Below are 13,377 nucleotides of genomic sequence, written 5' to 3'. Positions count from 1 at the left end.
CATATCGGTCGACTGACACTCCCTCGTCGCGAGCAGGCTCACTCCCACAGGTTTTTTTGGTCGGCTTCAGATCGTGTGGGCCTAAGCCTCCCAGCCCGCGCCACTGACCGCCGCTTGTGCCAGTGGATGCAAGTCTGCCCCTTGATGCTCCGTCTGCCAGGCCAGCAATTCCTTGCGCATGCCGGGCGTCCAGTACATCTGCAAATGATTACGCACACCGAGCACGGCCTGTTGCTGATCCGGTTCGGTGGCGAAGTACTGGGCGATCTGGTTGACCATTTTGATCAGGTTTTCAGTGCTCATCGGCGTACCTCGGCTTTAGTGCCACGCGCCTTACGGCGTTCGTCGAGCAGGCGGTGTTGGTTGTCACTGAATTCCTGATAGCGTTTTTGCCACTCGGACGGGTGATAGACGCGGCTGACTTCCACGGCCGTGACCTTGTACTCCGGACAGTTGGTGGCCCAGTCGGAGTTGTCGGTAGTGATCACGTTGGCCCCCGATTCAGGGAAGTGGAACGTGGTGTACACCACGCCCGGGGCGACCCGTTCGGTGACCCGCGCACGCAGTACGGTCTGGCCGGCGCGGCTGCCGATGCCGACCCAGTCACCTTCGTTGATGCCACGGCTCTCGGCGTCGGTCGGATGGATTTCCAGACGGTCTTCGTCGTGCCAGGCAACGTTCTCGGTACGCCGGGTCTGAGCGCCGACGTTGTACTGGCTGAGGATGCGCCCGGTGGTCAGCAGCAGCGGATAGCGATTGTTGACCTTCTCCTCGGTGGGCACGTAGCCGGTGAGCATGAAGCGCCCCTTGCCGCGCACGAACTCCTCGATGTGCATGGTCGGCGTGCCGTCCGGTGCGGCGGCGTTGCACGGCCATTGCAGGCTGCCGTGGCGATCCAGTTCGGCGTAGCTGACGTTGGTGAAGGTCGGCGTCAGGCTGGCGATTTCATCCATGATTTCTGATGGATGCGCGTAGTTCATCGGGTAGCCCAGGGCGTTGGCCAGGGCCACGGTGCCTTCCCAGTCGGCCTTGCCGCCCAGAGGGTCCATGACTTTGCGCACTCGGGAGATGCGTCGTTCGGCGTTGGTGAAGGTGCCGTCTTTTTCCAGGAACGAACTGCCCGGCAGGAACACGTGGGCGAACTTGGCGGTTTCGTTGAGGAAAATGTCCTGCACCACGATGCATTCCATGGCGGACAGGGCTGCGGTGACGTGTTGGGTATTCGGGTCGCTCTGGGCGATGTCTTCACCTTGGCAATACAAGCCCTTGAAGCTACCGCTCAACGCAGCCTCGAACATGTTGGGAATGCGCAGGCCCGGGTCGGGTTGCAGGGTGACATTCCAGGCCTGTTCGAACTGGGTCCGCACCACCTCGTTGGAAATGTGCCGGTAGCCGGGCAGCTCATGGGGGAAGGAGCCCATGTCGCAGGAGCCCTGAACGTTGTTCTGCCCACGCAGCGGGTTCACGCCCACGCCTTCGCGGCCAATGTTGCCGGTGGCCATGGCCAGGTTGGCGATGCCCATGACGGCGGTGCTGCCCTGGCTGTGCTCGGTGACGCCCAGGCCGTAATAGATCGCCGCGTTGCCGCCAGTGGCATACAGGCGAGCGGCGGCGCGGATGTCGGCAGGGTCTACGCCGCAGATGGCGCCGAGGACTTCCGGCGAGTTGTCCGCGCGGCTGACGAATTCGCTCCAGTGGGCGAAATCCGTGCCTTCGCAACGGGCGTCGATGAAGGGCTGATTGAGTAGGCCTTCGGTGACGATGACGTGGGCCAGGGCATTGAGCATGGCGACGTTGGTGCCCGGGCGCAGGGCCAGGTGCAATTCGGCGCGAGCATGCACCGAGTCCACCAGATCAATGCGCCGTGGGTCGATGACGATCAGCCGCGCGCCTTCACGCAAGCGGCGTTTGAGTTGGGAAGCGAACACCGGGTGGGCGTCGCTGGGGTTGGCGCCCATCACCAGGATCACGTCGGCCTGCATCACCGAATCAAAACTCTGGGTCCCGGCGGACTCGCCGAGGGTTTGTTTCAGGCCATAGCCGGTCGGCGAGTGGCAGACCCGCGCACAGGTGTCGACGTTGTTGTTGCCGAACGCAGCACGCACCAGTTTTTGTACCAGGTAGGTTTCTTCGTTGGTGCAACGGCTGGAGGTGATGCCACCAATCGAATCGCGGCCGTATTTCTGCTGCAATCGACGGAATTCGCTGGCGGCGTAGGTCACCGCTTCATCCCAGCTGACTTCCTGCCAGGGGTCGGTGATGTTTTTGCGGATCATCGGTGTGGTGATGCGATCCGGGTGGGTGGCGTAGCCCCAGGCAAAGCGTCCTTTGACGCAGGAATGGCCGTGGTTGGCTTGGCCGTTCTTGTCTGGAACCATGCGCACCAACTGGTCGCCTTTCATCTCGGCGCGGAACGAGCAACCCACGCCGCAATAGGCACAGGTGGTGATCACGCTGCGTTCGGGCTGGCCCAGTTCGACCACGCTTTTTTCCATCAGGGTCGCGGTCGGGCAGGCTTGCACACAAGCGCCGCAGGACACGCATTCCGAGTCGAGGAAGTTCTCGCCACCGGCGGCCTCGACCCGGGATTCGAAACCGCGTCCGGTAATGGTCAGGGCAAAAGTGCCCTGGGTTTCTTCGCAGGCACGCACGCAGCGGTTGCAGACGATGCACTTGCTCGGGTCGTAATCGAAGTAGGGGTTGGAGGTGTCCTTCACGTCGGCCAGGTGGTTGTCGCCTTCATAGCCGTAACGCACTTCGCGCAGGCCGACCTGGCCGGCGACGGTTTGCAGCTCGCAGTTGCCGTTGGCCGAACAGGTCAGGCAATCCAGCGGGTGATCGGAGATGTACAGCTCCATGACGTTGCGGCGCAGGGTCGCGAGTTTTGGCGTCTGGGTGTGCACGGTCATGCCTTCGGTGACCGGCGTGGTGCAGGACGCGGGGTAGCCGCGCATGCCGTCGATCTCCACCAGGCACATGCGGCAGGAGCCGAAGGCTTCCAGGCTGTCGGTGGCACACAGTTTCGGAATGGTGGTGCCCAGCAGCGCAGCGGCGCGCATCACCGAGGTGCCTTCGGGCACGCTGATGCTGCGCCCGTCGATGTTCAGGGTCACCTGCACGTCGCTGTCGCGGGCAGGAGTGCCCAGGTCGATATCGGTTTTCGGGTCGAAGAGAGTGATCATTGGTCGGCCTCCGAGGATTGCAGACCGAAGTCGGCGGGGAAGTACTTGAGGGCGCTGGCCACCGGAAACGGGGCCATGCCGCCCAACGCACACAGCGAACTGTATTGCATCGTGTCGCACAGGTCCTTGAGGATGATCACCTGCTCTTCGCGACCGCTCTGGTCTGGCGCGGCGAGCAGGCGGTCGATCACCTCCACGCCCCGGGTCGAGCCGATGCGGCACGGCGTGCATTTGCCGCAAGATTCCTCGGCGCAAAACTGCATGGCGAAACGCGCCATTTGGGCCATGTCCACCGTGTCATCCGCCACCACCACACCACCGTGGCCGAGCATCGCGCCAATGGCGGCGAACGCTTCGTAATCCAGCGGCGTATCGAATTGCGACGGCGGCACCCACGTGCCGAGCGGGCCGCCCACCTGCGCAGCCTTCAGCGGCCGGCCACTGGCGGTCCCGCCGCCGTAGTCTTCCACCAGTTCCCGCAGGGTCAGGCCGAAAGCCCGTTCCACCAGCCCGCCGTGACGAATATTGCCCGCCAATTGGAAAGGCATCGTGCCGAGGGAACGGCCCATGCCGTAATCGCGATAGTACTGCGCACCCTTGGCCAGAATCAGCGGCACCGAGGCCAGGGTCAGCACGTTGTGCACTAGCGTCGGCAAACCGAACAGACCCTTCAAGGCCGGAATCGGCGGCTTGGCGCGAACGATCCCGCGCTTGCCTTCGAGCGAGTCCAGCAGCGCGGTTTCTTCACCGCAGATGTACGCGCCGGCACCGACCCGCACTTCCATATCGAAGGCCAGGCCGCTGCCGCCGACATTGGCCCCGAGGTAACCGGCGGACCGAGCAATGTTCAGCGCCTGGCGCAGTGTGGCCACGGCGTCCGGATATTCCGAGCGCACATAAATGTAGCCGTAAGTGGCTCCGACGGTGATGCCGGCAATGGCCATGCCTTCGATCAGCAGGAAGGGGTCGCCTTCCATCAACATCCGGTCGGCGAAAGTGCCTGAGTCGCCTTCGTCGGCGTTGCACACAATGTACTTCTGCGCAGCCTCGGTAGCGCGCACCGTGCGCCATTTGATCCCGGCCGGGAACGCCGCGCCGCCACGGCCACGCAGGCCTGAATCGAACACTTCCGTCGCGGTCTGCTCGCCGCCCACTGCGACGGCGCGGGTCAAACCCTCGAAGCCACCGTGGGCCCGGTAATCATCCAGGGACAACGGCCGGGTAATGCCGGCGCGGGCGAACAGCAGGCGTTGTTGAGTCTTGAGATAAGGCAGTTCTTCCACCAGGCCCAAGGCCAGTGGATGCGCGGACGGCTCGCCTTTCAGGGCTTCAAGCACGGACGGCACATCGGCGGCGGTCAGCGGGCCAAAACCGATCCGGCCTTGCGGACTGTCCACTTCCAGCAGCGGTTCCAGCCAGTACAGGCCGCGCGAACTGGTGCGCTGCAACTCCAGCGGCAGATTGCGTTCCTGCGCCTGAGTGATAAGGGCCACCGCCACCTCATCGGCACCCACGGCACGGGCAAGAGAATCAGTGGGCAAATAAAGCGTCGGCATCATGCGTCCTCCCGGCAAGCGTCGAGCAAAGCATCCAGACGCTCGGCACTGAGCCGCGCATGCACTTGGCCATCCAGTTCCAGAGCGGGCGAGCAGGCGCAAGCACCGAGGCAATATACCGGACGCAAACTGATGCTGCCGTCGGCGCTACTGCCGTGATCGTCCAGTTGCAGACGCTCGCGCAACTGCGCGGCAAGCTGCTCGGCGCCGCGACTCTTGCACGACTCGGCGCGGCACAGCCGCAGGATATGCCGGGCCGGCGGCGCGGTACGGAAGTCATGGTAAAAGCTGATCACCCCGCGAACCTCGGCCTGACTCAGGTTCAGCGCGTGGGCAATCTCGGGGACGGCCGCATCGGGGATGTAACCGATGCCCTCCTGAATCTCATGAAGAATCGGCAACAGTGCGCCAGCAGAGCCCTTGTGGCGCTCCAGCACGCTGTTGACCATCGGCAATTGCAACATCTCATCAGGCATTCAGCATTCCTCACGGTCACGGACAAACCAGAGGGTTGTCGGTCGTCCGAAAGTGTCGGCTGCGGCACTCACACCACGTCACGGAATCGTGGCAATTTCAGGCCGTCGGCCAGGGCACCCTGAGCGGGCATCTTGTAGTGCCCGGCACGGTCTTCGCCGCACCTTTTATAGGGCATTGAAGCAGCTTGCCACGCTGCTTTTGATTCGACCGCACCAAAGCGACGTGTTCAGTTCTGCCTACGACTATCCATTAAGTCTAGATGAGCACTGCCAGAGGCGTTGTCCCCTCCGTTGGTTGACGTCATGGGCGGGTTGGAAGACAAAGATTTGATCAAGGCGGGAGTGAAATGGATCAGTTGACCAACAGTTTCCAGCGCCTGTGCCAAGCTGATGGGATGCGAACACGCCTACCGTTCAGGCAAACCTCAGGAAGCCCATGACATGAAGCCCTCTCATGCATCGCACGTCCGTCGAGAATTCTTCAAAGCCATCGGGTTCTATTTGCGCGTTGTCTGGCCGATTTTTTCCGTACTGTTTCTGCTGGTCGTACTGTTCGGCCTGATCATCAGCTACCTGGAGGGCTGGGATCCTTTGGACGGCATCTATTTCGGCTTCGTGACCGGTTTGACCATCGGCTATGGAGAACTCGTGCCGAAACTGGGCGTCTCGCGGATTCTGGCGATTTTGCTGGGGTTCAACGGGGTGCTGATGACGGCGATATTTGCGGCGATCAGCGTTCGAGCGATAGAAGTTGCAGTTCGAGCGGCGGGGCGGGAAGAGCCGGGTAAGCCGACGGCGTGAAGTTATGCTTGGTTGGTACTGGAAGGGGAGGAAGTCATCGACTCCTGAAAATCCATGCGCGAGGGCGTGGTGTTTGCCGCGGTCAACGTGGGAAAAAATACGGGGATAGTCCATGATTTCTCCTCCCCGTAGTGGGTGTCACCTTTGTTGTGGTCAGACTTTTTCACCAGCAGACTTTCTTTCCCCTACGTGGACGGTTGGCGTGGCGATGGCAAAACAGCGGCCTTTTTCGCAGTCCTCCCCTAATGTTGTTACAACACGCCCCAGGTCTCGGCTTTTTATGTCCGTTAAAGAAGACGTGATGAATCCGGCTTGCTCAGACCCGTTCACCTCACTTCCGATCCTGTCAGCCACATTTCAAGGATGATCCATGGTCAGTAAGTCCACGCACTCTAACCAGCAAAAACACCTCGCGGTGCTTATCGATGCTGACAACGCTCAGGCCTCGATCGTCGAAGGGTTGTTTGAGGAGATTGCCAAATACGGCATTGCCAGCGTGAAACGAATGTACGGCGACTGGACCGGACCTCAATTGGGTAGTTGGAAAAAGCTCATGCTTGAGCACTCGATTCAGCCCATCCAACAATTCGCCTACACCAAGGGCAAGAACGCCACCGACAGCTCGTTGATCATCGATGCGATGGATTTGCTCTACACCCGCCGTTTTGACGGCTTTTGTCTGGTTTCCAGTGACAGCGACTTCACCCGGCTGGCGGCGCGCCTGCGGGAGGAGGGTATGACGGTCTATGGATTTGGTGAACAGAAGACACCCAAGCCTTTTGTCTCTGCTTGTGACAAGTTCATTTACACCGAGATTCTTCGTGCCGAAGAGGTCGTCGAGCCAGCCAGCCAAGGCGAAAAAGCTCCCAAAACAACTGATTCAGTTACGGAGATGGATAAACAGTCGACGCCGCCACAATCGGCCAAACCCGCGAAAGTACCTGTGGAGTTCATCGCCAAGATTCTCGACGACATCGCCGAAGAGGATGGTTGGGCGCTGCTGGCCACATTGGGGACAAACATCAGCAAGCTACGTCCTGCCTTCGACTCACGTCTGTATGGCCACACCAAACTCAGCGACCTTATTCGCAGCCAATCCAAATGGTTTGAATTGGAAACTCGAGGGATGTCGCCGACGGGCGGAGCTGTGTTGTACGCACGCAATAAAAACAGAACCCTCGATAACCAAGCCCGCTGATGCGGCGACCAATACAGGTCGGCCAAGCGCAGTCCATGGATGAGATGTACCACTCTTTGAGCAGCCTGATTACTCACTGAATATCTTTCAGGTAGTCCTTAAGCGCAATGAGCGGCGCATTAAGCTGCTCCATTGTCCGCGCACTGCTGAAATCAGCTGCCAACCGTTGCAGCTCTCGCCCTAGCGGCGTATCAGCCCCGCCTATAGCGTCCAGCGCCAAACCTACACAATGCGCCACTCTAAACTGAATACCCTCGACATCACCCCGGCGAACCAACAACCCAAACACCTCCCGCTCATAGTCACTCATGATCGGATCATCCCGCAAAATCGGGCTTTCACCTTCCGTCTCATAAGCCAGCTTGAGGGCGAAAAGGGCAACGGTTTCCAGTGGCAATTCCATTGTGTGAATCCTTGATTCGTTGGCTGAGCGGTTTGGGTGGTGGCATTGAAAAGCAAGATCAAAAAGATCGCAGCCTTCGGCAGCTCCTACGGGGCGGCGGGGTGGGTTGGCTTTTCTACAGACGAAAAAAAAGGCCTTGCAAAGCAAGACCTTTCTTAATTTTGGTGCCCCGAGGGAGACTCGAACTCCCACTTCTTGCGAAAACGGATTTTGAATCCGCCGCGTCTACCAATTCCGCCATCAGGGCTCAATGGCGGCGAAGTATAGAGATGAGATAACCGTCGGTCAATCAGGTACATGGAGAATTTTTGATATTTCCGCTAGACTTCCCGGCCCTGCTAGACGAACCCCATCATGCGCGTTGCTGACTTTACCTTCGAGCTCCCTGATTCGCTGATCGCCCGCCATCCTTTGGCTGAGCGTCGCAACAGTCGCCTGTTGACCCTTGATGGGGTCAGCGGCGCCCTGGCACACCGTCAATTCACTGATTTGCTCGAGCATTTGCGTCCGGGCGATTTGATGGTGTTCAACAATACCCGGGTGATTCCGGCGCGGCTGTTTGGCCAGAAAGCTTCCGGCGGCAAGCTGGAAATTCTGGTGGAGCGGGTGCTCGATAGTCATCGCGTGCTGGCCCATGTGCGGTCCAGCAAGTCGCCGAAGCCGGGGTCGAAGATCCTGATCGACGGTGGTGGCGAAGCCGAGATGCTGGCGCGCCATGACGCGTTGTTCGAGTTGGGGTTCGCCGAAGAGGTGTTGCCGCTGCTCGACCGCGTCGGGCACATGCCGTTGCCTCCTTATATAGACCGCCCGGATGAAGGCTCGGACCGCGAGCGTTATCAGACGGTCTACGCCGAGCGTTTGGGCGCGGTGGCGGCGCCGACGGCGGGGCTGCATTTCGATCAGCCGCTGATGGAGGCGATTGCCGCCAAGGGCGTCGAGACGGCGTTCGTGACCTTGCACGTCGGCGCTGGCACCTTCCAGCCGGTGCGTGTCGAGAAGATCGAAGATCACCACATGCACAGCGAATGGCTGGAAGTCGGCCAGGACGTGGTCGATGCCGTCGAAGCCTGCCGCGCTCGCGGTGGTCGCGTGGTGGCGGTGGGCACCACCAGCGTGCGTTCCCTGGAAAGTGCCGCGCGTGATGGCGTGCTCAAGCCGTTCAGTGGCGACACCGACATCTTTATCTACCCGGGCCGGCCGTTTCATGTGGTCGATGCCCTGGTCACCAACTTCCATTTGCCCGAATCCACGCTGTTGATGCTGGTTTCGGCGTTTGCCGGTTATCCCGAAGCCATGGCTGCCTATAAAGCAGCGGTGGAGCATGGTTACCGCTTTTTCAGCTACGGTGATGCGATGTTTATCACCCGTAATCCGGCGCCACGCGGCCCTGAGGAAACAGTATGAGTCGTATGTCGTTTGAGTTACTTGCTACCGACGGCAAGGCTCGTCGCGGTCGTTTGACCTTTCCACGCGGTACCGTAGAAACCCCGGCCTTCATGCCGGTGGGCACCTACGGTACGGTCAAGGGCATGTTGCCGCGGGATATCACCGCCACGGGCGCGGAAATCATTCTGGGCAACACCTTCCACTTGTGGCTGCGCCCTGGCACCGAAGTGATCAAGAAGCACGGCGACCTGCACGATTTCATGCAGTGGAAAGGCCCGATTCTGACCGACTCCGGCGGTTTCCAGGTGTTCAGCCTGGGCGCGATGCGCAAGATCAAGGAGGAGGGCGTGACCTTCGCTTCTCCGGTCGACGGCGCCAAAGTGTTCATGGGCCCGGAAGAGTCGATGCAGGTCCAGCGCGACCTGGGCTCGGACATCGTGATGATCTTTGACGAATGCACCCCGTACCCGGCCGACGAAGACGTCGCGCGGGTCTCGATGGAGCTGTCGTTGCGTTGGGCCAAGCGTTCGAAAGAAGCCCATGGCGACAACACGGCGGCACTGTTCGGCATCGTTCAGGGCGGCATGCACCAGGATTTGCGCATGCGCTCCCTGGAAGGCCTCGACAAGATCGGCTTCGATGGCCTGGCCATTGGCGGTCTGTCGGTGGGCGAGCCGAAGCACGAGATGATCAAGGTGCTGGATTACCTGCCGGGTCAGATGCCGGCTGACAAACCTCGTTACCTTATGGGCGTTGGCAAACCGGAAGATCTGGTTGAGGGTGTGCGCCGCGGTGTGGACATGTTCGATTGCGTGATGCCAACCCGTAATGCTCGCAATGGGCATCTGTTCATTGATACAGGCGTGCTGAAGATCCGTAACGCGTTCCATCGCCATGATGATTCGCCGCTGGATCCGACCTGCGATTGCTACACCTGCCAGAACTTCTCCCGTGCTTATCTGCACCATCTGGACAAGTGTGGCGAAATGCTGGGTAGCATGTTGAATACCATCCACAATTTGCGCCATTACCAGGTGCTTATGGCTGGTTTGCGCGAGGCTATTCAACAGGGTACATTGGCCGCCTTTGTCGATGCCTTCTACGCCAAACGCGGGTTACCTGTTCCGCCTTTGGACTGAGTTTTCTGACCCCAAGATTCAACATTTGCAACTGGAGTGCTAAATGAGCTTTTTTATCTCTAATGCCATGGCTGACGCTGCTGCACCTGCTGCAGGCCCAATGGGCGGCGGCTTTGAGTGGATTTTCCTGGTCGGTTTCCTGGTCATCTTCTACCTGATGATCTGGCGTCCACAGGCCAAGCGCGCCAAAGAGCAGAAAACCCTGCTGGGCAGCCTGCAAAAAGGTGACGAAGTTGTGACCACCGGTGGTATCGCCGGCAAGATCACCAAAGTGTCCGACGACTTCGTTGTACTGGAAGTCTCCGACACCGTCGAAATGAAGTTCCAGAAAGGCGCCATTGCCGCCACGCTGCCAAAAGGCACGCTCAAAGCGATCTAAGTTCCAACTTCTACTCAATCGACGGGGCGCGCAAGGCGCCCCGCGTCATAAGCGGGCGGCGTGATGCTGAACAAATACCCTCTGTGGAAATACATTCTGATCCTGGCGGTGCTAGCGGTCGGTCTGATTTATTCCGCTCCCAATCTATATCCTGATGACCCGGCCATTCAGGTCAGCGGTGCAAGCACTTCGCTGCAGGTCAATCAGGCTGATCTGGATCGTGTGAGCGCAGCGCTCAAGGAATCCGGGATCAACGTCAAGGCTGCCACCCTGGCGGAAAACGGCAAGGGCGGTCTGATTCGTCTGACCAAGGCTGAAGACCAGCTACCTGCCAAAGACGTCGTGCGCAAGGCATTGGGTGATGACTACGTCGTTGCACTGAACCTGGCACAAACCACCCCGCAATGGCTGCGCAGCCTGGCCGCGCACCCGATGAAGCTGGGTCTGGACTTGTCCGGTGGCGTGCACTTCCTGCTGGAAGTGGATATGGACAAAGCCCTCGACGCTCGCTTGAAAGTGTACGAAGGCGATGTGAAGAGCCTGTTGCGTAAAGAGAAACTGCGCTATCGCAGCCTGCCGCAACTCAACGGTGCCATTCAGTTGGGCTTCACTGATGAAGCAGCCCGCGAACAAGCCCGTGCGCTGATCCGCAAGAGCTTCAACGATTTCGATATTGTTCCGGCCGACCTCAATGGGCAGCCGGTACTGCGTCTGGCGATGACCCCGGCCAAGCTGGCGGAAATCCGCGAATACTCCATCAAGCAGAACTTGACCACGGTACGTAACCGCGTCAACGAGCTGGGTGTTGCCGAGCCAATCGTTCAGCGCCAGGGCGCCAACCGCATCGTGGTTGAGCTGCCGGGCGTGCAGGACACCGCCGAAGCCAAGCGTATCCTCGGCAAGACGGCCAACCTTGAGTTCCGTCTGGCTGCCGAGCCAGGCGCTTCGAAAGCCACTTCCGAAACCTTCGAGTTCCGTGAAGGCAATCGTCCGCCCGCACAGATCGAGCGTGGCTTGATCATCACGGGCGACCAGGTGACTGACGCCAAGGCTGGCTTCGGCGAGCAAGGCACGCCGGAAGTGAACATCCGTCTGGATGGCCACGGTGGCGAGCTGATGAGTCGTGCGACTCGCAGCAACGTCGGTCGCAGCATGGCCGTGATCTTTATCGAGCAGCGTCCGGTTACCTCTTACGTCAAGCAAGTGGTTAACGGCGTCGAGAAAGAAGTGCCGGTCCAGACGTTCAAGGAAGAGAAAAAGATCATCAGTCTGGCGACCATCCAGTCGCCGCTGGGTGCTCAATTTCGCATCACCGGCCTGAACGGTCAGGGCGAGTCGTCCGAACTGGCGCTGCTGCTGCGTGCCGGTGGTCTGGCTGCACCAATGTACTTCGCTGAAGAGCGCACCATTGGCCCAAGCCTGGGTGCCGACAACATCGTCAAAGGTATCGATGCATCGCTGTGGGGCATGCTGTTTGTCTCGCTGTTCATCATCGCCATCTACCGCTTCTTCGGCATCATCGCCACCGTCGCGCTGGCGGTGAACATGGTGCTGCTGCTGGCCCTGATGTCGCTGCTGGGTGCAACGCTGACCCTGCCGGGTATCGCCGGTATCGTGTTGACCATGGGTATGGCCGTCGACGCCAACGTTCTGATCTTCTCGCGGATACGTGAAGAGATCGCGGCGGGCATGAGCGTGCAACGGGCAATCAACGAAGGCTTCGGCCGGGCATTCACCGCGATTCTCGACGCCAACCTGACAACCTTGTTGGTCGGCGGGATTCTCTTTGCAATGGGCACCGGCCCGGTCAAGGGCTTCGCAGTGACCATGTCCCTCGGGATCTTTACCTCGATGTTCACGGCCATCATGGTGACCCGCGCGATGGTCAACCTGATCTTCGGCGGTCGTGACTTCAAGAAGTTGTGGATTTAAGGGGCTGCCATGTTACGTACAATCAACTTCATGGGCGTTCGCAACTTTGCGTTCGGCGTCACATTGTTCCTCACGGCACTGGCATTGTTCAGTGTCGCCACCAAGGGCATGAACTGGGGCCTGGACTTCACCGGCGGTACGCTCATCGAGCTGACCTACGAGCGTCCGGCCGACGTCACCAAGGTGCGTGAGCAGCTGGTTACATCGGGTTATAACGATGCGGTCGTTCAGAGCTTCGGTGCGACTACCGATTTGCTGGTGCGTATGCCAGGTGAAGACCCGCAGCTGGGTCATCAAGTGGCAGAAGCGCTGCTGAAGGTTGGCGGCGATAACCCGGCAACGGTCAAGCGCGTCGAATTCGTCGGCCCTCAGGTCGGTGAAGAGCTGCGCGACCAGGGCGGCCTCGGCATGCTGATGGCGCTCGGCGGCATCCTGATCTACCTGGCTTTCCGCTTTCAGTGGAAGTTCGCGGTCGGTGCCATCGTTTCGTTGATTCACGACGTGATCGTGACCATCGGTATCCTGTCGTTCTTCCAGATCACCTTCGACCTGACAGTGCTGGCGGCGGTGCTGGCGATTATCGGTTACTCGCTCAACGACACCATCGTGGTGTTCGACCGGGTTCGTGAGAACTTCCGCGTACTGCGCAAGGCGACCCTGATCGAGAACATCAACATCTCGACCACGCAAACCCTGCTGCGGACCATGGCGACGTCGATCTCCACCTTGCTGGCGATCGCGGCCCTGTTGTTCTTTGGTGGCGACAACCTGTTCGGCTTCTCTATAGCGCTGTTTATCGGTGTGTTGGCGGGTACCTACTCGTCGATCTACATCGCCAACGTCGTGCTGATCTGGCTGAACCTGAGCACCGAGGATCTGATCCCGGCAGTGGCTACCGACAAGGAAGTCGACGACCGCCCATAAC

General features: G+C 59.9%; 12 protein-coding genes and 1 tRNA gene. 7 read left to right on the top strand and 6 right to left on the bottom strand.

What is annotated here, in order from left to right:
• Nucleotides 1-81 precede the first annotated feature (81 nt).
• The 4 genes from AC3WP4_RS03585 to AC3WP4_RS03570 are packed head-to-tail and all read right to left on the bottom strand — an operon-like array spanning nucleotide 82 to nucleotide 5,214.
• Nucleotides 82-303 (bottom strand): formate dehydrogenase subunit delta, encoded by a 222-nt coding sequence (locus AC3WP4_RS03585; protein WP_074873927.1) that lies wholly within the window; start codon nucleotides 301-303, stop codon nucleotides 82-84.
• Nucleotides 300-3,182: a formate dehydrogenase subunit alpha gene (gene fdhF / locus AC3WP4_RS03580; RefSeq protein ID WP_074873928.1), complete on the bottom strand. Its 2,883-nt coding sequence runs from the start codon at nucleotides 3,180-3,182 to the stop codon at nucleotides 300-302. The genes AC3WP4_RS03585 and fdhF overlap by 4 nt, the downstream gene beginning before the upstream one ends.
• Nucleotides 3,179-4,741 (bottom strand): formate dehydrogenase beta subunit, encoded by a 1,563-nt coding sequence (locus AC3WP4_RS03575; protein ID WP_173860440.1) that lies wholly within the window; start codon nucleotides 4,739-4,741, stop codon nucleotides 3,179-3,181. The genes fdhF and AC3WP4_RS03575 overlap by 4 nt, the downstream gene beginning before the upstream one ends.
• Nucleotides 4,738-5,214: a formate dehydrogenase subunit gamma gene (locus AC3WP4_RS03570; RefSeq protein WP_074873929.1), complete on the bottom strand. Its 477-nt coding sequence runs from the start codon at nucleotides 5,212-5,214 to the stop codon at nucleotides 4,738-4,740. The genes AC3WP4_RS03575 and AC3WP4_RS03570 overlap by 4 nt, the downstream gene beginning before the upstream one ends.
• Nucleotides 5,215-5,655: 441 nt before the next feature.
• Here AC3WP4_RS03570 and AC3WP4_RS03565 point away from each other — a divergent pair, with 441 nt between their 5' ends.
• Both AC3WP4_RS03565 and AC3WP4_RS03560 read left to right on the top strand, forming a co-directional pair.
• Entirely contained in the window at nucleotides 5,656-6,015 is a 360-nt protein-coding gene (locus AC3WP4_RS03565; protein ID WP_102616126.1) for a potassium channel family protein, read from the top strand.
• Nucleotides 6,016-6,385: 370 nt separating this feature from the next.
• A complete protein-coding gene (locus AC3WP4_RS03560; protein ID WP_076028540.1) occupies nucleotides 6,386-7,213 on the top strand; it encodes an NYN domain-containing protein in 828 nt (275 codons plus the stop codon).
• Nucleotides 7,214-7,286: 73 nt separating this feature from the next.
• Here the strand turns inward: AC3WP4_RS03560 and AC3WP4_RS03555 are convergent, their stop codons facing one another.
• Nucleotides 7,287-7,616: a hypothetical protein gene (locus AC3WP4_RS03555; protein WP_102616125.1), complete on the bottom strand. Its 330-nt coding sequence runs from the start codon at nucleotides 7,614-7,616 to the stop codon at nucleotides 7,287-7,289.
• Between the two features lie 162 nt (nucleotides 7,617-7,778).
• Nucleotides 7,779-7,863: transfer RNA gene (locus AC3WP4_RS03550), tRNA-Leu, on the bottom strand.
• Between the two features lie 107 nt (nucleotides 7,864-7,970).
• Between AC3WP4_RS03550 and queA the strand changes: the two genes are divergently transcribed.
• The 5 genes from queA to secF all read left to right on the top strand — a co-directional run bounded on the left by queA (nucleotide 7,971) and on the right by secF (nucleotide 13,376).
• On the top strand, nucleotides 7,971-9,020 hold the full coding sequence (queA, locus tag AC3WP4_RS03545) for a tRNA preQ1(34) S-adenosylmethionine ribosyltransferase-isomerase QueA (RefSeq protein WP_074873938.1): 1,050 nt from the start codon (nucleotides 7,971-7,973) through the stop codon (nucleotides 9,018-9,020).
• 5 nt (nucleotides 9,021-9,025) lie between these two features.
• Nucleotides 9,026-10,141, top strand: coding sequence for a tRNA guanosine(34) transglycosylase Tgt (gene tgt / locus AC3WP4_RS03540; RefSeq protein WP_162130615.1), 1,116 nt, complete (start codon nucleotides 9,026-9,028; stop codon nucleotides 10,139-10,141).
• A gap of 43 nt (nucleotides 10,142-10,184) precedes the next feature.
• Nucleotides 10,185-10,520, top strand: coding sequence for a preprotein translocase subunit YajC (gene yajC, locus AC3WP4_RS03535; RefSeq protein ID WP_007903559.1), 336 nt, complete (start codon nucleotides 10,185-10,187; stop codon nucleotides 10,518-10,520).
• A gap of 63 nt (nucleotides 10,521-10,583) precedes the next feature.
• Nucleotides 10,584-12,452 carry a protein translocase subunit SecD gene (secD, locus tag AC3WP4_RS03530; RefSeq protein ID WP_074873940.1) on the top strand — a complete coding sequence of 623 codons (1,869 nt, stop codon included), beginning with the start codon at nucleotides 10,584-10,586 and terminating at the stop codon, nucleotides 12,450-12,452.
• 9 nt (nucleotides 12,453-12,461) lie between these two features.
• Nucleotides 12,462-13,376 carry a protein translocase subunit SecF gene (secF, locus tag AC3WP4_RS03525; RefSeq protein WP_076028538.1) on the top strand — a complete coding sequence of 305 codons (915 nt, stop codon included), beginning with the start codon at nucleotides 12,462-12,464 and terminating at the stop codon, nucleotides 13,374-13,376.
• Nucleotide 13,377: the final 1 nt, after the last annotated feature.

It is taken from the genome of Pseudomonas sp. FW305-20 (assembly GCF_058788075.1).
This window is presented reverse-complemented; position numbering and strand designations above follow the sequence as displayed.

What these genes read in the sequence shown, in the direction of transcription:
- secD (WP_074873940.1), top strand. Translation starts at nt 10,584, where the DNA reads ATGCTGAACAAATACCCTCTGTGGAAATACATTCTGATCCTGGCGGTG.
- queA (WP_074873938.1), top strand. Translation starts at nt 7,971, where the DNA reads ATGCGCGTTGCTGACTTTACCTTCGAGCTCCCTGATTCGCTGATCGCC.
- yajC (WP_007903559.1), top strand. Translation starts at nt 10,185, where the DNA reads ATGAGCTTTTTTATCTCTAATGCCATGGCTGACGCTGCTGCACCTGCT.
- secF (WP_076028538.1), top strand. Translation starts at nt 12,462, where the DNA reads ATGTTACGTACAATCAACTTCATGGGCGTTCGCAACTTTGCGTTCGGC.
- AC3WP4_RS03560 (WP_076028540.1), top strand. Translation starts at nt 6,386, where the DNA reads ATGGTCAGTAAGTCCACGCACTCTAACCAGCAAAAACACCTCGCGGTG.
- AC3WP4_RS03570 (WP_074873929.1), bottom strand. Translation starts at nt 5,214, where the DNA reads ATGCCTGATGAGATGTTGCAATTGCCGATGGTCAACAGCGTGCTGGAG.
- AC3WP4_RS03565 (WP_102616126.1), top strand. Translation starts at nt 5,656, where the DNA reads ATGAAGCCCTCTCATGCATCGCACGTCCGTCGAGAATTCTTCAAAGCC.
- AC3WP4_RS03575 (WP_173860440.1), bottom strand. Translation starts at nt 4,741, where the DNA reads ATGATGCCGACGCTTTATTTGCCCACTGATTCTCTTGCCCGTGCCGTG.
- fdhF (WP_074873928.1), bottom strand. Translation starts at nt 3,182, where the DNA reads ATGATCACTCTCTTCGACCCGAAAACCGATATCGACCTGGGCACTCCT.
- AC3WP4_RS03585 (WP_074873927.1), bottom strand. Translation starts at nt 303, where the DNA reads ATGAGCACTGAAAACCTGATCAAAATGGTCAACCAGATCGCCCAGTAC.
- AC3WP4_RS03555 (WP_102616125.1), bottom strand. Translation starts at nt 7,616, where the DNA reads ATGGAATTGCCACTGGAAACCGTTGCCCTTTTCGCCCTCAAGCTGGCT.
- tgt (WP_162130615.1), top strand. Translation starts at nt 9,026, where the DNA reads ATGTCGTTTGAGTTACTTGCTACCGACGGCAAGGCTCGTCGCGGTCGT.